The sequence below is a fragment of the Paraburkholderia sp. RAU2J genome, from assembly GCF_003634845.1.
GTDB lineage: Bacteria > Pseudomonadota > Gammaproteobacteria > Burkholderiales > Burkholderiaceae > Paraburkholderia > Paraburkholderia fynbosensis.
Map to the genome: position 1 here is coordinate 547,767 of NZ_RBXG01000004.1, position 17,330 is coordinate 565,096.

General features: G+C 55.0%; 15 protein-coding genes and 1 pseudogene. 9 read left to right on the forward strand and 7 right to left on the reverse strand.

All coding sequences use genetic code 11. The features are described 5' to 3' along the window. The first annotated feature begins 154 nt into the window (after positions 1–154). Together B0G69_RS40450 and B0G69_RS40455 are read left to right on the forward strand one after the other, a co-directional pair. Positions 155–859 carry a hypothetical protein gene (locus B0G69_RS40450; RefSeq protein WP_121325589.1) on the forward strand — a complete coding sequence of 235 codons (705 nt, stop codon included), beginning with the start codon at positions 155–157 and terminating at the stop codon, positions 857–859. 180 nt (positions 860–1,039) lie between these two features. Beyond that, on the forward strand, positions 1,040–1,810 hold the full coding sequence (locus B0G69_RS40455) for an ABC transporter substrate-binding protein (protein WP_121325682.1): 771 nt from the start codon (positions 1,040–1,042) through the stop codon (positions 1,808–1,810). 609 nt (positions 1,811–2,419) lie between these two features. Here the strand turns inward: B0G69_RS40455 and B0G69_RS40460 are convergent. The 6 genes from B0G69_RS40460 to B0G69_RS40485 all read right to left on the reverse strand — a co-directional run bounded on the left by B0G69_RS40460 (position 2,420) and on the right by B0G69_RS40485 (position 8,665). Then, positions 2,420–2,929 (reverse strand): Lrp/AsnC family transcriptional regulator, encoded by a 510-nt coding sequence (locus tag B0G69_RS40460; RefSeq protein ID WP_121325591.1) that lies wholly within the window; start codon positions 2,927–2,929, stop codon positions 2,420–2,422. Between the two features lie 122 nt (positions 2,930–3,051). Continuing rightward, complete coding sequence (locus tag B0G69_RS40465; RefSeq protein WP_158609073.1) at positions 3,052–4,512, reverse strand: MmgE/PrpD family protein; 1,461 nt, start codon at positions 4,510–4,512, stop codon at positions 3,052–3,054. Positions 4,513–4,539: 27 nt separating this feature from the next. Then, a complete protein-coding gene (locus B0G69_RS40470) occupies positions 4,540–5,718 on the reverse strand; it encodes a pyridoxal-phosphate dependent enzyme (protein WP_241991759.1) in 1,179 nt (392 codons plus the stop codon). Next, positions 5,718–6,749 (reverse strand): succinylglutamate desuccinylase/aspartoacylase family protein, encoded by a 1,032-nt coding sequence (locus B0G69_RS40475; protein ID WP_121325595.1) that lies wholly within the window; start codon positions 6,747–6,749, stop codon positions 5,718–5,720. Before B0G69_RS40475 ends, B0G69_RS40470 begins: the two co-directional genes overlap by 1 nt. Positions 6,750–6,773: 24 nt before the next feature. Next, entirely contained in the window at positions 6,774–7,970 is a 1,197-nt protein-coding gene (locus B0G69_RS40480) for a Xaa-Pro peptidase family protein (RefSeq protein ID WP_121325597.1), read from the reverse strand. A gap of 2 nt (positions 7,971–7,972) precedes the next feature. Further along, positions 7,973–8,665 (reverse strand): GntR family transcriptional regulator, encoded by a 693-nt coding sequence (locus B0G69_RS40485; protein WP_121325599.1) that lies wholly within the window; start codon positions 8,663–8,665, stop codon positions 7,973–7,975. A gap of 155 nt (positions 8,666–8,820) precedes the next feature. Between B0G69_RS40485 and ehuB the strand changes: the two genes are divergently transcribed. The 5 genes from ehuB to B0G69_RS40510 all read left to right on the forward strand — a co-directional run bounded on the left by ehuB (position 8,821) and on the right by B0G69_RS40510 (position 13,316). Beyond that, positions 8,821–9,702 carry an ectoine/hydroxyectoine ABC transporter substrate-binding protein EhuB gene (gene ehuB, locus B0G69_RS40490; RefSeq protein ID WP_121325601.1) on the forward strand — a complete coding sequence of 294 codons (882 nt, stop codon included), beginning with the start codon at positions 8,821–8,823 and terminating at the stop codon, positions 9,700–9,702. A gap of 31 nt (positions 9,703–9,733) precedes the next feature. After that, a complete protein-coding gene (locus B0G69_RS40495; protein ID WP_121325603.1) occupies positions 9,734–10,384 on the forward strand; it encodes an amino acid ABC transporter permease in 651 nt (216 codons plus the stop codon). After that, positions 10,381–11,043 (forward strand): amino acid ABC transporter permease, encoded by a 663-nt coding sequence (locus B0G69_RS40500; RefSeq protein WP_121325605.1) that lies wholly within the window; start codon positions 10,381–10,383, stop codon positions 11,041–11,043. The genes B0G69_RS40495 and B0G69_RS40500 overlap by 4 nt, the downstream gene beginning before the upstream one ends. Before the next feature lie 125 nt (positions 11,044–11,168). Beyond that, on the forward strand, positions 11,169–11,888 hold the full coding sequence (locus B0G69_RS40505) for an amino acid ABC transporter ATP-binding protein (protein WP_241991768.1): 720 nt from the start codon (positions 11,169–11,171) through the stop codon (positions 11,886–11,888). A gap of 282 nt (positions 11,889–12,170) precedes the next feature. Next, a complete protein-coding gene (locus tag B0G69_RS40510; RefSeq protein WP_121325609.1) occupies positions 12,171–13,316 on the forward strand; it encodes a porin in 1,146 nt (381 codons plus the stop codon). Positions 13,317–13,628: 312 nt separating this feature from the next. Here the strand turns inward: B0G69_RS40510 and B0G69_RS40515 are convergent. Further along, positions 13,629–14,129 (reverse strand): annotated as a pseudogene (locus B0G69_RS40515) (Lrp/AsnC family transcriptional regulator). A gap of 219 nt (positions 14,130–14,348) precedes the next feature. Here B0G69_RS40515 and mdeB point away from each other — a divergent pair. Then, the gene (gene mdeB / locus B0G69_RS40520; RefSeq protein WP_121325611.1) at positions 14,349–17,063 is read left to right on the forward strand and encodes an alpha-ketoglutarate dehydrogenase; all 2,715 of its coding nucleotides are present in this window, start codon (positions 14,349–14,351) and stop codon (positions 17,061–17,063) included. Between the two features lie 43 nt (positions 17,064–17,106). Further along, a partial coding sequence (locus B0G69_RS40525; RefSeq protein ID WP_277873625.1) for a thiamine pyrophosphate-binding protein occupies positions 17,107–17,330 on the forward strand: 224 nt, incomplete at its 3' end.

Genomic DNA, 17,330 nt, shown 5'->3' on the forward strand with positions numbered 1-17,330 from the left:
TACCGGATGGAGCGACGCTGGGCGACTCATTCCGTCAAGGGAAACACGGTGGGGCCTAGGACCGCAGTAGAATTTCCGTTGCCTATCGTGTATATACCCGATATACTAGGTATCACATGTGGATTGTTAGACTATCGATAGGAGCCGGGAGGATATGGAACAGCGGCCGATCCTTGGAATCATCCAGGTCGATTGCGAGGACGCAATGTCGGATTCGTCGGCTGACGTGATAGCACGCGGCACCGCCATGCCGTTTTGGATCGGCGATCCGTCATTCTGGAAAATACCCTTCCAGAATATGGTCGCAGTGGGAGCCGCTCCTGTCGCCAACAAGATCCCCACCGCCGAAGCCGTCCGCGGCATCTCCAGTGCTGCGCGCGAACTGGATGGTCACGTTCAGTTGATCATCGGTAATTGCGGATATATGTGGGCGTCGCGACAGAGTCTTTATGAGAAAACAGCGACCGCCACTATCACGAGCGCACTTGAGTTCGTCGATCTCGCTCTGAGGATAACTAACCGACCGATCGGAATCTTTACGTGGGACGCGAATGCACTCGTACCACTGCTCCGCGATCATCCAGGCTTTGAGCGGCTCCGATTCTTGACTGTCGGTGATCTGCCGGAATGGGAGAAATCCTTGACCTATCAGCAGACGGTGGGCTGGTCAAAGGATCAGATGGAGCGAGAGTTTGCCGAGCGACTAGACGAGGCCTTTGGCAGCAAAGGCGTCTTCGAAGATGTCGGCGTACTGGTCCTTGAATGCACGTTGGTGCCAGATTTCCGGCACGTGATCCGCAAGGTGACGGCTCTGCCGATATTGGATCTTCTCGCATTTGCTAAGGCGGCACTTCAGTAGCGCGAGTTGATGGTGGCGGCAGGTGCGCACACCGGCGTCAGTATTGCCGGCTGCAGACTTGGTCGATTCGCGCAACTGATGTCGAGATGCGAACGAGAACGGCCGAGGATGTCGCAAGGGATGGACTTTCAGGATGCTTGGCACGGCAAGCTAACAATTCCAATATTCATGGAGACTGCAATGAAGAAGCTATTTCTGGTTTTTGTCCTCTCTGCTATATCAGTTGGCGCTTATGCCAAAGAATGGTCCGCGATTAGATTCGGCGTCGATCCGACCTATCCACCATTCGAATCGAAAGACACCGGCGGCAAGCTGGTGGGGTTTGAAATCGATCTCGGCAATGAAATTTGTGCCCGTCTTCATGCGAAATGCCTTTGGGTTGAAAACGACTTCGACGGAATGATTCCTGGCCTTAAGGCGCGGAAATTTGACGCAATTTTGTCCGGTATGTCGATCACGCCGCAGCGCGCAGAACAGATTGCGTTTACCGATAAACTGTGGAACTCGTCGCTGCGCCTGGTCACGAAGACGGGCTCAAAACTTCTCCCCACTGCAGAGTCACTAACTGGCAAGTCGGTTGGGGTCGAGCAAGGGACGGTCGGCGAAACCTACGCGAAAAAGAATTGGGCGCCGCGGGGCGTGAGAGTAGTTCCGTATCAAAATCAGGATCAGGTGTACGACGATTTGACGGTCGGTCGACTTGACGCCGTATTGATCGGTGACGTTCAAGCGCAAATTGGTTTCCTGAAAACGCCTCGTGGCACCGGGTACGGCTTTGCCGGCGACAAAATTATTGATCCGACTAGTGATAAAGGTGCTGCAATAGGATTGCGTAAGGAAGACGCCGATTTGAAGGAAAAGGTCAACCAGGCGATTTCGGATATGCGCAAGGACGGAACATATGCTCGGATCGAGAAAAAGTATTTCACTTTCGACATCTATGACAATTGACCAACCCAGTCCATCGGCGGGTGGACATGTTCGCCGCTTTAACTTTTTGTCCGACTTGATGTGAAGTTCGTTTCCTGCTTACATTGGAGATTAGTTTCGGCTATGAAACGTGCGTCGTGGAGACATTCCGCGGTGCTTGTCTTGCGATGATGCGCTAAGGCGGTGATAGTCGGCTTGCGTTTTACCTCATATCAGGTGAGGGCCTATTGTCCCAGCTGTTCGTCGTGAGTCCTGATGGCGGTTCCAATCAGCTATCACTGAATGCTTTTGGAAGACACAATGCGAGCGTTGATTGGCAACACTGGCCCTCAGGTCTCGAGTTCTTCGTGGGCGTGAAAGTTCGACCGAATCGATTGTGGAGCGCGATGTCGGTGACGATATCGACACTTCTGCACGTCTAGGTACCGTTGACCGGCTGCAAAGAGCGACATGAAGACAGCCCAGTCGTTGGTCCTTTTCATTCAGCTTCTCAACGAAGAGCGAATCATATTTGCGTGAAAAAAGTCTCAGGGCTTGTCGATATTCTGAATCACCACGCATATACTTGATTAAAGCGTAGAGCGATGAGTTCATCGAAATCGCCATGAACGCGACCGCGCGGCGTCGAATTCATTCATCGGGATCGGTGAGTGTCAAACCGGACGGCGGAAGCGGCAGAGCCGTCTTATACCGTACCTGCTTCAGGGCGAAGCTTGAGCGGATATTTGACACACCAGGGATCGTGGTCAGACGTTCGATGATGAAGCGCTCCAGCGTGCGCATATCTGGCATCACGACCCGCAGAAGGTAGTCCGCATCACCTGACATCAAATAGCACTCCATAACTTCCGAATGCAGAGAGATGGCTTCTTCGAAGCGTTTGAGCGCGTCTTCGACCTGCTTTTCAAGGCTTACCTGAATAAAGACGTTGATCCGCAGGCCGAGCACCTCGGGATTCAGCAGCGTGACGCGCTGCCTGAAGAGACCCAGATTCTCAAGCGTACGTACGCGGTTGAAGCAAGGCGTCGACGACAGATTCACCGCTCGAGCCAGTTCATTATTCGTGATTCGTGCATTCTGCTGAAGTTCGTTGAGAATGCTGACGTCGATGCGATCGAGTCGTCGGGGGTTAGAGCTCATAATCGGATTTTTTCCTCACAGGTAATCGACTCCAGAGCTAGTGATAGGGCAAAAAAAGAGAGGGTCTACGACATGAATTCGGCCCCCCTTGAGCTCAGTGGATCGAATCCATTGAGGTTCCACTAGTCCGTAATGCTCAGCAGGCCGGTGAGTTCACGCATCGAGCTGTAGTTTTCCATGTCCATCACCCGCTTGAAAATTTCCGCGCCTTTTGACTCCAGGGCAGTTCCCCGAACGTTGCGCAAAAACTTTCCTTTTACGTCAGCATCGCTGAATGGTCTACGCCAATGGCCCCGCGGCCATTGCACCGATGTCTCGAGAGAGCGGCCGTCCGATAACATGATGGTTACGGACGACATGTGCTGGTCGATCTTCCAGAATGCTTCCTCTGCGATGGGATCGATTTCGACCTCGATCTTCTCCATCAATGTATGAACGTCGGCATTTTCCATCATTGACTGAGAATACCATTCTCTTCCTACGCCCACAGACAGAATCGTCATCGCCGATACGTACTGTACGGACAATTGAGCATCGATGTCGGAAGATGGCTTTATATTGGAGAACCATTCCGGTATTCGAGAAATGGTTCGAATCAGAATTTTGTCTATGTCTTTGTGGTTAAGAGAGTTCGGTTCGACAAGATTCGAAACTGCTTCAATAGTGGTATGGAGAAAGGCGCAACATGGAAAGGCTTTAAGGGATGATTCTCTTGTGCGCCAACTGTGGCAGAGATCGGTCGAGAGCAGGCTTGCGTTGAATCGATCCGATCCGATGATCCTCGCAAAACCTCTCTCGAGATCACTCAGCATGGCGAACGGGCCGATGATGTCGTGACGTGCGCAAAGTGCGGCATCGATTCCCGCCAGAGCCATCTGGCCATAGTTCGCCTTGAGCGCATGCGCAGGCTGTCCGTACTGGACGTACCACAGCGGTAGGCAGGTATTGGCGGCAGCGTGGCCGAGCGCGGACCGGAACTGCTCTTCCGAGCCGCCCGCGATGACCATGGCGGCGGCTCCAGCAGCTACGCCATGCCACGCGTGATATACGGCGAAGCGCTGATACGCTTCGGGGCTAGCCTGCGTGGCGTCGTGCAGCCGGAGGCCTGCTTCATAACCGGCTATGACACCGGCAAGAAACCGCTTTGGCGTTGCATTGGTGTGTTCGCTCAGAGCCAGTGCGGCGGGTATGATCGTCGCACTTGGATGGCCTACCGCGACGTCCTCGTAGTCGAGAACATCCGACAGCCAAGCGTTCACCTTGCCGGCCAGCGATGGTGCCATGCGCAATGAGGTACCCAACACGGTACAGCCACGTTCTTGATCTCTGCTCCCGTAGGCCGCGAGGATCTTGCGGCCGAGCACCGTGTCCGTTCCGGCGACGATGCACCCGATCGTGTCCAGCGTCAGCAATTTCGCCTTATGGACGACGTCTTCGGGGATGTCCTCGTAGCTAAGTTCCGTGAGAAAGCGTGCCAACAGCCCTGCGTGCGCATGGACTGGGTTGTTCGGAAAAAGGATATGGTCTCGGTGCGACGACACGGGTTGTGCGTCGGCCGAGACATTGCAGGTCTCTTCGTTCAACACTCATCTCCTCTACGTCCGACAGGATCACACTTCGCGAGAAACGTCGACCGCCGATAGCGAGTCGTCGAATTCTGTTTTTTCCTTGTAGCCATGTGAAGTGGCAACCATGACGACTCGAGCGTCCTGTCCAATTTGTCCGTGATCGATCAATTTGCGCAGCCCGGTGAGCGCCGCAACGCTCGAGCGCTCGAGGTACAGTCCCGCTCGGGCGAGCACAAGCTGGTCAGAGATGACCTCTTCGTCGCGGACCGCGACGCCCAGCCCACCGGTGGACTCGAGAGCCAGCAAAGTCTGGCGGGTAACGGTATTGCCGCCGATTGACTCCATGGTCGTGTCCCCTGAATAGTCGCGGCAAACCACGCCATGCCCCTGTTGCGCCAGACTGATTCGTGGAAACGGTTCGACGGCATGAACCTTGGGAATTGAGCGCACCAGGCCCGAGTCGCGCAGGTCCTGATAGCCTTTTGCGATACCCCAGAGCAAGTCGCCGCGAGCGGTCGGGACGACGATGTCCGTTGGCGGCTGTGCCGCAAATTGCAGTTGGAGCTCGAATGCGATGGCGCGATAGCCGTCGACGCCGAACGGATTGCTCCCAACGGGCGGCATGATGGAATTGGTAACGGGATACCAATCGCCCTGCCGCGCGCGTCGCGCGATAAGGGCCCAGCGATCATCTGGATTTTCCGTCGCGATGATGCGCGCGCCATGCATTTCGATTGCTCTTCTCCAGTTCGGGCTGATGTCCGGCGTCGTCACGACGACACATTCGATGCCGGCCCGGGCTGCGTATGCGGCCGTCGATACTCCAGCATTGCCACTCGAGGCAACAGCGACGGTTGTCGCGCCGACGTCCACTGCACGCTGGATCACGATTGCTCCCATTCTGTCCTTATGGGAGCCGGTGGGGTTGCAGAACTCGTTCTTCGTATGCAATGCATTTACGCCCAACACAGCGGCGAGTCGGGGCAGGCTCGATAGTGGCGTGCTGCCTTCACCCAAGCCTGACGCACCGCGATACGACAGCCAGTTCATGATATTTCCCGCGTTCAATTCGGCCGGGAAATCCGTGTAATGCGGTGCGACGCTCGCTGGTGTGCCCGCCTTCAGGCACCGCGGACAGCCTTCAAAATAATCGTCCAGTGCGTGTACCAACCCACACTGAATGCACTTCATGCCGGAAATATGGGGATTGAGTTGGCTCATCACTTGGCTCCGGAGGGGGGGGACGCAGAGGCATCTTCCAAAAGTCCGAACAAGCAATCGCCCCGATTCGCCAGCGCCAGATGACGCTTGCAAACGATCAGTCCGTCTCGACGGAAGTAAATTTCCTCGGGAGCGCTGTGAGGCTTGTCGACAGAGTGAAGCAGTCCGGCGAGCTGGCCGTTCTCGACTTCTTCGCCAAGTTCGGCCATGGGCTCGAAAAGACCGTCGCTATCGGCATAGACAAACAAATCCGTGCTTTCGCAACTCATTAACCTCACGGGCTCGGGATCTGGAGCGTCGCATGAAGCCAGAATTCCAATGTACTTGAGAAGCCTGAGCGTGCCTTGTTCGGCGAGTGCGGAACCGTAGCGGCGCAAAGTTGCACCTCCGCCAAGCTCCGCAGTAATAACGGGTACGCCGAACGGCGCGGCTGCAGCCGGAAGCGTTGTATTGCCGCCGCCACCGGCTCCGTTGGTGAATTCTGCAAGAGGTACGCCGAAAACTCGGAGTAGTTCGAGCAGATTGTCATTTTCCAAGTCCGTCTTCCCGCCGCGAACGAGCGCACACGGCATGTAGTCGAGGGAGCGGCCGCCCGAGTGGAGATCAACCACGAGATCTGCCATTGGGAGGAGAACCTCGCTGACATAGTGCGCGATCATTTCGGTAGCGGTCCCATGCGCGCGCCCGGGATAGACGCGATTGAGGTTGGCTTCGTCAATTGGCGAAACCCTTCGTCCTGCCTTCACTGCCGGAAAGTTGATGGAAGGAAGAATGATTACGCGCCCGCGCACGTTATCGGGAGCCAGCTGCCTTGCAACGCGCATCAAGCCAATCTGGCCTTCATATTCGTCGCCATGAGTTCCCGCGAGGAGTACCGCAGTAGGGCCATCGCCATTTTTCAGGCAGATGGCCGGAATTGGGATCCAACCATAAGCAGAGGTGTCGGTGGAGATCGGAAGTCGCAGACAATCGACCTGCTTGCCGTTCCTCTCGTAGTCGATCGTCGACCAGATTCGTGTGGAGCCTGACATTTGAAACCTATAAAAATCGAGTGCTTATCGAATCACCGGAAGGATTTCCGGCGAAGGCGTGCTCAGGAATTCGATGCCGGAGTCGGTGACGAAGACGACTTCCTCGAACTGGAATACGGCGCCGTCGCGTTCCAGCTTTGGTTCGATATGGAGGATCATTCCCGGCTCAATGAGCGTCGTGTCGGCTCTTGACAGAGAAGGCGGCTCGGTTACGTCGAGGCCGCCGCCGTGACCTATCCGCGAAACGGCGCTGTACACCGTACCGAGCGCGGCGTCGCGCCACATTTTGTCGAAGTTCTGATACACATCGGAGCAGGTCATTCCGGGTCGGATCTGATTTGCGAGATCCAGTGTCAGTGACCTTACCGCCGTATAGGTGCGAATCTCCCAGTCTGCAGGGTCTCCGGCGCGGGCGATCCGATTGCGATCAGCCGGATACCCGCCGTATGTGGCGCGAAAATCGGTCCATACGTAGTGGCCTGCCTCGAGTTTCCGCTCTTTTGCGGTGCGTCCGTAAGCGAAATCGCCTTTGGAAAACAGCATAGCAATTGGCTCTGCACTTTCAGCACCGTTGAGATAGATCTGCGCTTGCATAAGGTAGTAAAGTTCATACTCCGCCATACCGATATAGGCATGCTCGATCGTCTGGTCGAATGCGGTGTTGACGATCTCATACGCCGTGCGGTTGAGGTCTGCTTCGAACCTTGATTTGATCAGCCTGACTTTCCAGATCGGATCTGCTGCGCTTTTAACCTGGCCGTTCGCGTCGATCGAACTGAGTGCGTCGACCAGGCCTAACGAACCGCGCCCGAACATATCCTGGCCATAGTCCACCGCGATATGAGCGGCGCCACCCGTGGTCATGTCTTTTACCCAGTTCGAGACTGCGATAACTGCTTCGTCAAGATATCCGTTGTAGTAGACCGGATCAAAAATGCGAGATCTGAGCTCGACAGTTCTGGCCTCACCAAGACTGCCGAACAGCGCGAAGTCTCGCGACGAGATGGCGGCAAAGATCGGACGTGCTTTGTGATCCCACGAAAGCTCCTGATAGTCCGTGAAATAGTCGACGTTCTTCTTATCAGTAAGAACAATGACGTCGATTTTGGCATTCGCCATTTCGCGACGGATGTTTGCCAGACGCTGGCGGAGTTCGCTTTCGGACACCGGAGGCGCGGGCGACCGAAAGATGCTCGGGATTTCAAGTTGCGGTTGGGTCACGGTCAAATCTCCATAGCAAGAGTTGGGAAGTCAATGGAACAGGCTAGACGGTCGAAAGGGGCTTGAACAACTCCGTAGATCGTAATATTCGCGTCGGTCGTTACCATCTTGTAATTGCGACGGAGCATTGGGAATCCGTTCGGGACGTCGAATATCTCAGCGGCTTTTCCTGTTGCGGGGAAGGCTTCAACGACGATTTCGGTCTTCACAATCCGAATTTCACGTTTTCTCAGCGCGTCGACAATAAAGTTCCTGCCGAACTCGTCGACGATCTCGTCTTCAACGTTCGACGAAAGGTAACTGGCGTCATATAGAAACGGGGCTCCGTCAGAGGAAATGACTTTCCTGACGCAAAGCATCATTTGATCGGGTGGAGCTAAGGAGACCATCGACGGGTCGCTGATTTTTTCCCGGGTCACCGAGATCAAGCTTATGTCAGTCCCGTGCAGCGAGTGCATGCGCATATCGAGCTGGCGCAGGATACGTACCTGTTTCTTAACGTAGGCGCCTTTGCCACGGATTGTGACGAGTACACCTGCAGCCCGCAGGTCGCGCAACGCTCGCTTTACTGTAATCGGGCTCACGCCGAATTCTTCGCTCAGCGTCGCTACGGACGGAAGGAGCGTGTCGCAAGCGTACGTGCCATTTCTGACCCGCCTGAGAAGTTCCTCGCGCACTGTCTCGTACAAGGACAAAGATGTCTCCGGTCTTAGTGTGTTTATAAGCATCTCAGTCTGCTACCGGAGGTCCGCCACTGGGGTAAGCACGGGTGCGCTGCCGGTCATCGCTACTTGACATGCCTGGTATGCCAAGTATACTCAACATACCAACAAAAGGAAAGGAGACAGTTATGGCAAGCTTGGCATCGACCAAACGATTCGCTCGTGTCCTCGCAGCGGTGACCATGATGGGCGCCACCATCGCCAGCGCGCAGTCAGTCAACGACAAGGATAACCACGGTGGAGAAATCACTGTCGGGATCCACAATCAGGCGCCTTGGGGATACCGCAACGCAGATGGCAGCGTTGCCGGCGTCGGTCCCGACATGATCCGCGCGGTTCTCGGCCCTATTGGTGTCAAGAAGATCAACTTTGTCGTCGTGGACTTCGATGCGCTCATTCCGAGTCTGATCGCCAGGCGCATTGACGCAGTCGCTTCGGGTCTGGCGATTACCCCACCGCGCTGTAAGCAGGTGATTTTCAGTGATCCCGATCTGGCTATCGGCGACGCCATCCTAGTGAAGAAAGGTAACCCGCTGAACATCCATAGCTTTGCTGATGTAGTGAAAAACCCGTCAATCCGTATGGCCGGTGGCCGTGGAAGTTCCGCTGTCGAACACGCCATTGCAGCTGGGATTCCTAAAGACTGGATCCTCTTGCTCAAGGATGTCGAATCTTCTGTCGGGGCATTGCTGGCTGGTCGAATTGACGCGGATACAGAGTCGGCTTCAACCGTGATCAGTACGCTTAAAGATCCCAACGTAAGCAGCAGACTTGAGCGTGCGGTCCCATTTACCGGATTGGTACAGAATGGAAAGCAGGTTGCCAATTACGCTGCAATCGCATTTCGGCCCGAAGATGAGAAGTTGCGGGACTTGTACAACGAAAGCCTCGCAAAACTGAAGGCTGACGGTAGCGTTAAAAAGATCTTTGCGAACTATGGATTTGGTGACGCCGAAATGGTGCCCGACGATGTGACAGCGAAAAAAATCTGCGGAACGAGTTATCGATAAACAGCGTGCCGTCATTCACGGAGGAGGGCGAATGAGCTTTCTCGATGTCATGCTGGGGATATATAAAGGTTTCGGAGTAACCGCAACCGTTACTATCCTTGGTCTGCTATATGCGATACCGTTTGCCCTGCTTGCGGGAATTTCGCAAAACTTCACGACCGGTATCAGCCGAAAGGTCATTACATTCATCATCGAGTTATGGAGGAGCTCACCGGTTATTGTGCTTCTCTACGCGTTTTACTATACGCTTCCCTCTTTTGGAATCTATCTGTCGGGGATAACCGTAGGCGGTCTTGTGCTTGGATTGAATTCGGGTGCATATAGCAGTCAGTCAGTTCGCGCTGCATTGCAGTCACTCCCCCGTGGGCAATGTGAGGCCGGCCTGGCTCTGGGGCTAACCCGCTTCGAAGTGCTTCGACTCGTCGAATTGCCACAGGCTATCAGGGCTATGATTCCGACGTTTATTAATGATCTTATCCAACTGATCAAGGGGACCGCGTTGGTATCGCTAATTACTTTGTCGGACATGACATTTCGCGCAAAAGAGATTTCTGAGTTGAGCTACAACCCTTTGTTGATCTACTCGAGTCTTCTGTTTGCATATCTGATTCTTTGCTATCCAGTGACTATCTTTGGGCGCCATTTGGAACGGTCGCATGGAAACCGGCGAGGGAGATCATGAACTTCGATTTCGACTTTGCGTTGCGGATCGTGCCGCAAGTATTAGAGGGCATCGGGAACACGGTCCTTGTTGCGGTCCTGAGCTTCGTCGGGGCGCTGATGCTTGGATTCGTCTGGGAACTGTTGCGACGCTCTAATGGTGTAGTGCGCCCCATCGTTCAGTTCGTTATCGATGCGATAAGGTCTACGCCAGCACTCGTTCAGATCTACTTTCTGTTTTTTGTTCTCCCATATTATGGTGTCGTTTTGCCCGCGCTTTTCATCGGCATTTTCGCTCTCAGTTTTTACTATTCCGGGTATATGGCAGAAGTGTTTAAGGCTGGGATTGATGCTGTTCCAGTTGGGCAGACCGAAGGAGCGAAGAGCCTGGGGCTCAACTGGTGGGACACAATCGTCTTCGTCGTCGCACCGCAGATGCTACGAAACGTCGCGGCCCCTCTGGGGGCATATTCGATCGCGATCCTGAAGTCCACGCCGTACCTCGCCGTGATAGCGGTTCCCGAAATGCTGGGCAGCGCAATGGATGTGGCATCTGAAACCTATCGTTACGCCGAACCGATGCTTGTTGCTGGCGTGCTCTTTCTGGTATTGGCTCTGGGCGCCGTCGGACTGGTCGGAAAGGCTGAGCGCTACCTTGGGGTCGGAGCTCCTCATCGATAAGCAGGTCGCATTTCAATAGAACCTTGAAAAAAATTGTTGTGGAGGAAGACATGGCATCCCAATTGACGCAACCATGCGTCACAGCTGGGCTGCAGGCGATAGCGCCTGGGTCAACCGCAGTATCTATGGAGGGCGTATCCAAATGGTACGGAGCTTTCCAGGTTCTACGCGACGTAGGTTTAAACGTGGAATGCGGCGAACGAATAGTGATATGCGGTCCATCGGGATCCGGAAAGTCGACTTTGATCCGATGTATTAATCAACTCGAGACGCACCAAGAAGGCCGGATTGTTGTGAACGGAATCGAGATGCACTCAAAAATGAAAGGGTTGGCACATGTGCGTCGCAATGTCGGAATGGTGTTCCAGCAATTTAATCTTTTTCCGCATTTGAATGTGCTCGATAACTGCACTTTAGCATTGGTCCGAACACGCAAACTCTCCAGAGCGGAGGCCGAAGCGATTGCGATGACAAATCTTGAGCGAGTCCGGATACCGGATCAGGCGAGGAAGTATCCTGGTCAATTGTCCGGCGGACAGCAGCAGCGCGTCGCCATTGCTCGCGCTCTCTGCATGAAGCCGGAGATTATGCTGTTCGATGAGCCGACGTCTGCACTGGATCCCGAAATGATTAAGGAAGTACTCGACGTAATGACAGAGCTTGCAAGTGATGGCATGACGATGATCTGTGTGACCCATGAAATGGGGTTCGCCCGCGAAGTTGCGGATCGAGTCATCTTCATGGACGGGGGGGAAATCATCGAATCTGCAGACCCTGAGACGTTCTTCCGGAACCCGACGCACCTGCGAGCAAAGCAATTCCTTAGCCAGTTGTTGCATAAATAAGCAGACAAATTTTTTCAAGCGGAAAAATTGCCTAAATCGCCGTTCTGACTAGGCCGCGAAATGATGGATTTGTCGAAACAGGTGAAGAACTTGTAAAGTCGACATTCGGATGCGAGGAGCGATAGCTACGTTGTTCCTTACATCCGTTTGACGGGACCTTGAATCAGAAGGCGGTGACGTTGACGCGCCTAATAGGAAATATTTCAGGTGAAAAGATAGCTGTATAGGTTGTAGTTAGCACTACAAATAAAATAACGCTGTTTTTGGATTTGGAGACATTAAATGAAGATGAAATTGCTTGTTGCGTCGGTTCTGACCGCCGTCGGAGTCTCTGCATATGCGCAAGGATCGGTTACCTTGTACGGTCTGTTTGACGAGGGCTTTGACTTTACGAACAACGCATCGGGAAGCAAGGCCTATGAACTCCAAAGCGGCTATGTTCAGGGTAGTCGTTGGGGTTTGAAAGGTATCGAGGATCTCGGCGGTCAATTGAACGCAGTGTTTCAGATTGAAAACGGCTTCAACGTCAATAACGGAAAGCTTAGCCAGGGCGGCCTGATGTTTGGACGTCAGGCATATGTGGGCCTGTCAAGTTCGACTTATGGCAAGATTACCTTCGGTCGGCAGTATGACTCGATTGTTGACTACTTCTCCTTGACGACAGCAAATGGTAACTGGGCGGGTTATCTGTTCTCGCACCCATACGACAACGATAATACGGATGGTACGTTCCGTGTAAATAATACGGCAAAATACACCAGTCCGAACTTTGGTGGCTTCCAGTTCGGTGGAACCTACAGTTTCTCTAATGACACCAACTTTGCCAACAATCGCCAATATAGTCTAGGCGCCCAATATTCGACAGGAAGCTTTCTGATCGCAGCGTCCTATTTGCAGGCTAATAACCCATCCTCAACCGCAACCGGTGCCATCAACAATGGCGGTGATGAAAATTTCGTGGGCGACCGGCTGCGGATATTCGGTGCAGGTATCAACTACTATATTGGCAGTGCCACTTTCGGTTTCGCGTACTCAAACGTGGATGTGAAGAATCCGACGAATTCCGGGTACGTGGGCGCTATTACGCCTCTTAGCGGTCCGGCTTCGGACCTTCGCTTCCAGAACCTCGAGGTCAACGGCAAATACCAGTTCACGCCAGCGTTCTATGTTGGTGCGATGTACACCTATACACATGCGTCTATGACCACGGCGGCGGGCAGATTCCATCCGAACTATCAGACGTTCGGGTTGATGGGCGACTACAACATTTCAAAGCGAACTGACGTTTATCTTCAGGGAGCCTACCAGCATGTGGGAGGCGATACGACAGGTTCAGTGCTGGATGTCGCATACGTACCCGGTGCTTACGGCGTTTCTTCGAACCGCAACCAGCTCGTTCTGCGCCTCGGGCTTCGTCATAAATTCTAGTCGACGCGGCCTGAGGTTAAATCGATGAGATCATGCGGGCTCGAGGACCAGTGTCCCTTGGCCAATCTCGCCGTCGGCGCGGTGAGGGGAAAAAAGGGTATCGAGCTCGCCTGTCCAATAGCGGTGTGAAGGTGTTAGGTTTTCAGGAACCGGGCTCGGCTCAAATCCAGAGTTCGCGAGCCGGCTGCGGTAGCAGCGGCGGAGTGCGACGGGGTATTTTCAACTTCTGCATTAACTGTCTGTGCGGTCGGCTACTTGTCGGCACAAGGGCGTTAGCAGCGCCATCGCCTAAAGACATTAGCCACTGCCCGTTCAAGTCCTCGTTTCGTCGCTACTTGGCAATGTGAGTTTTGCAGTCAGCGGCGGCACGGCTGTCTTATAGCGCACCTGCTTGAGAAAGAAGCAGGAGCAGATGTTCGACACGCCGGATATTTCCGTCAACCATTGCACGATGAAGCGCTCGAGGCTCTGCATGTCGGGCACGACAACTTGCAGCAGATAATCTGAATCGACCGCCATCAGATAGCGTTCCATCTCTTCGGGTCGGTCAGCAATCTCCCTTTCAAAGCGGCGCAGTACGTCTTCTACCCTGTTGCCCCAGCCTGACCTGAATGAAGGCATCGATACACAACCCGAGCGTGCTGGCGTCGAGAAGGTGACGTGTTGCCGACCGGAACAGACCAAGCTTTTCGAGCGCGCTTACGCGATTGAAGAAGGGAGTGGGAGAGAGTCAACCGCGCGTGCGAGATGAGCGTTTGGGATGCGCGCATTGTCCTGCAACTGTCGAAGGATCGCGATGTCGGTGCGGTCCAAGCGGCGGGTCGGTAGATTTGTTTCGGATGTCTCAGTATGGAAATCTCACGGGAGACTGCATTCCCGGAATTTATGCCCTATCTGCGACAAAAACCACCAGCAAAAGAGACGCACATTTTGTGAAGCGCTAGATAAACTCTTCTTGCCGCATCGAACTGTGCAGTTTGACCCGCACGAGTCCCGAAGGCCACGAATCTCATTGTTAAGCCTGGAGTCGCCATGACCGATTTATCGAGCGGTGCTAAGCCCGTTCTTGCCCTCACCCAGACCCGTATCGATAGCGACCCGCAGGAGACTGCCGAGTGGCTCGCTGCGCTGGATGGCGTGGTGAAGCATGTCGGCGTAGAACGTGCGCAGTATATTTTCGACCGCCTGGCCTCGCACGCCTTGTCGAGCGGCATCGCGACGGCACGCGCGAATGTCACGCCCTATGCCAATACGATTCCGGTTGATCAACAACCGCCGTTTCCGGGTGACATCGATATCGAAGAGCGACTTGCGGCCGCGTTGCGCTGGAATGCGCTCGCGATGGTTGTGCGGGCGAACCGCGCATACGGCGAACTCGGTGGACACATCGCGAGCTATGCATCGGCAGCGGATCTGTTCGAAGTCGGTTTCAATCATTTCTTTCACGGTGCGAATGATGCGCATGGCGGCGACCTCGTGTACTTCCAGCCGCATTCGTCGCCGGGCGTGTATGCGCGCGCTTTTCTTGAGGGCTTCCTGAGCGAGGAACATCTTGAGCACTACCGTCGCGAGATCTCGGGCCCAGGGTTATGTTCTTATCCACATCCCTGGCTGATGCCCAATTTCTGGCAGTTTCCGACGGGCTCGATGGGCATCGGACCAATCAACTCCATTTACCAGGCGCGCTTCATGCGCTATTTGCAGAATCGCGGCCTGCTGAAGACTGAAGGTCGCACGGTATGGGGCTTTTTCGGCGACGGCGAGATGGACGAGCCAGAATCGATCGGCGCATTGTCGCTCGCGGCACGCGAGGGGCTCGACAACCTGGTCTTCGTGATCAACTGCAATCTGCAGCGTCTGGACGGGCCCGTGCGAAGTAACGGACGCATCATCGACGAGCTCGAGGCGCAGTTTACGGGCGCGGGATGGAACGTCATCAAGGTCGTGTGGGGCTCCGACTGGGATGGCCTTTTCGCACGCGATCGCACCGGCGCCTTGTTACGCGCATTTGCACATACCGTCGATGGACAGTTTCAGACGTTCTCAGCCAACGACGGTGCCTACAACCGCGACCGCTTCTTCGGACAGAACGAGGATCTGGAGGCGCTTGCCGCCCATCTGAGCAACAACGACATCGACCGCTTGCGGCGGGGCGGCCATGACGTGCGCAAGCTGTATGCGGCGTACGACAAGGCACTTAAGCATACTGGCCAGCCCACGGTCATTCTCGCGAAGACAATGAAGGGCTTCGGCATGGGCTCGATCGGCCAAGGCCGCATGACGACGCATCAACAGAAGAAGCTCGACGTCGAACAACTGAAAGAGTTTCGCGACCGGTTCCGTCTGCCTCTTTCCGACGAAGATGTCGAGCAGTTGCGGTTCTATAAACCGGCGGAAAGCAGTCCGGAAATGCGATATCTACATGATCGACGCGCTGCACTCGGAGGGTATCTGCCTCGCAGGCGGATAGCTGCGTCGCAGACGCTGACCTTGCCGGCAATGTCGGCGTGGGGACAATTCGCGTTGGAAGCCAACGGTAAAGAGATGTCTACCACGATGGCGATCGTGCGGATGCTCGGTAGCCTTTTGAAAGACGCGTCGATCGGCCCACGCATTGTTCCCGTCGTCGCCGACGAGGCACGCACGTTCGGTATGGCAAATCTGTTCCGCCAGGTTGGGATCTATTCGCCGCTCGGGCAACTGTACGAGCCGGAAGACATGGGCTCGATGCTTTATTACCGGGAAGATACCGGCGGACAGATACTGGAAGAGGGTATCTCGGAGGCTGGCGCTGTGTCGTCGTGGGTCGCGGCGGCAACTTCATATAGCGTGCACGATCTTCCGATGCTGCCTTTCTACATCTATTACTCAATGTTTGGCTTTCAGCGCATCGGCGATCTGATCTGGGCGGCTGCAGACCAGCGCGCACGTGGCTTTCTGGTTGGCGCTACCGCGGGCAAGACGACGCTCGGTGGCGAGGGATTGCAGCATCAGGACGGCACGAGCCATCTGGTGGCTTCAACGGTACCGAACTGCCGTGCATACGATCCTGCATACGCCTACGAGGTGGCACTGATCGTCGACGAAGGCATGCGCGAAATGATCGAACGTCAGCGCGACGTATTCTATTACCTGACCGTGACGAACGAAAACTATGCGCAGGCTTCGCTCCCAGGTGCACCCATCGAAAGCGTTCGCGAGGGCGTGCTCAAGGGGATGTATCCGCTTGACGCGGCATCGCTCGAACGGGCCGAGGTCCAGTTGCTCGGCTCGGGCGCGATTCTGGGTGAAGTGCAGGCGGCGGCGCGCATCCTGAAGGAAGACTGGAATATTGAAGCATCGGTGTGGAGCGTAACTAGCTTTACCGAGTTGCATCGAGACGGCGCCGCAGCCGAGCGCATCGAGCGTTTGTTCGTGGAGGATCAGAGCAGTGCTCCGTATGTGACGTCTGCGCTGTCTACCTCCCACGGACCCGTGATCGCGGCGACTGACTATGTACGCGCCGTGCCAGAACTCATCCGCGCGTACGTGCCTCGCCGCTACGTGACGCTCGGTACGGATGGCTTTGGGCGCAGTGACACCCGTGCGGCGTTGCGAGCCTTCTTCGAAGTCGATCGGAATTCGATCGCGATTGCTGCGTTGAAAGCACTTGCGGACGACGGTGCAATCTCGGCCGATATCGTTAGACAGGCCGTTGATCGCTATGGCAAGCGAGACGAGCACAGAGCCGCGCCGTGGCAACGGTGATCCGCCCTATGTGGAGCTAAAAATGAAGATTGCAGGTTCGGAGATGCAACAGGTCGCGAAGGCAGATCCTTCGGGCGCGTTGGGCAGAGAGGTCCACGCATCGGGAGCGCAGATTGTCGTCTCCGTGTTGTGTGAAGAGGGGGTTGATACGGTTTGGGGATATCCGGGCGGTGCCGTTCTGCCGCTTTACGATGCGCTCCAGGAAACTGTCGATATCACGCATTTACTGGTTCGCCATGAACAGGCCGCCGTGCACGCAGCGGATGG

Coding starts and splice junctions, on each gene's coding strand:
- B0G69_RS40450 (WP_121325589.1), top strand. CDS start 155: ATGGAACAGCGGCCGATCCTTGGAATCATCCAGGTCGATTGCGAGGAC.
- B0G69_RS40455 (WP_121325682.1), top strand. CDS start 1,040: ATGAAGAAGCTATTTCTGGTTTTTGTCCTCTCTGCTATATCAGTTGGC.
- B0G69_RS40460 (WP_121325591.1), bottom strand. CDS start 2,929: ATGAGCTCTAACCCCCGACGACTCGATCGCATCGACGTCAGCATTCTC.
- B0G69_RS40470 (WP_241991759.1), bottom strand. CDS start 5,718: ATGAGCCAACTCAATCCCCATATTTCCGGCATGAAGTGCATTCAGTGT.
- B0G69_RS40475 (WP_121325595.1), bottom strand. CDS start 6,749: ATGTCAGGCTCCACACGAATCTGGTCGACGATCGACTACGAGAGGAAC.
- ehuB (WP_121325601.1), top strand. CDS start 8,821: ATGGCAAGCTTGGCATCGACCAAACGATTCGCTCGTGTCCTCGCAGCG.
- B0G69_RS40495 (WP_121325603.1), top strand. CDS start 9,734: ATGAGCTTTCTCGATGTCATGCTGGGGATATATAAAGGTTTCGGAGTA.
- B0G69_RS40500 (WP_121325605.1), top strand. CDS start 10,381: ATGAACTTCGATTTCGACTTTGCGTTGCGGATCGTGCCGCAAGTATTA.
- B0G69_RS40505 (WP_241991768.1), top strand. CDS start 11,169: ATGGAGGGCGTATCCAAATGGTACGGAGCTTTCCAGGTTCTACGCGAC.
- B0G69_RS40510 (WP_121325609.1), top strand. CDS start 12,171: ATGAAGATGAAATTGCTTGTTGCGTCGGTTCTGACCGCCGTCGGAGTC.
- mdeB (WP_121325611.1), top strand. CDS start 14,349: ATGACCGATTTATCGAGCGGTGCTAAGCCCGTTCTTGCCCTCACCCAG.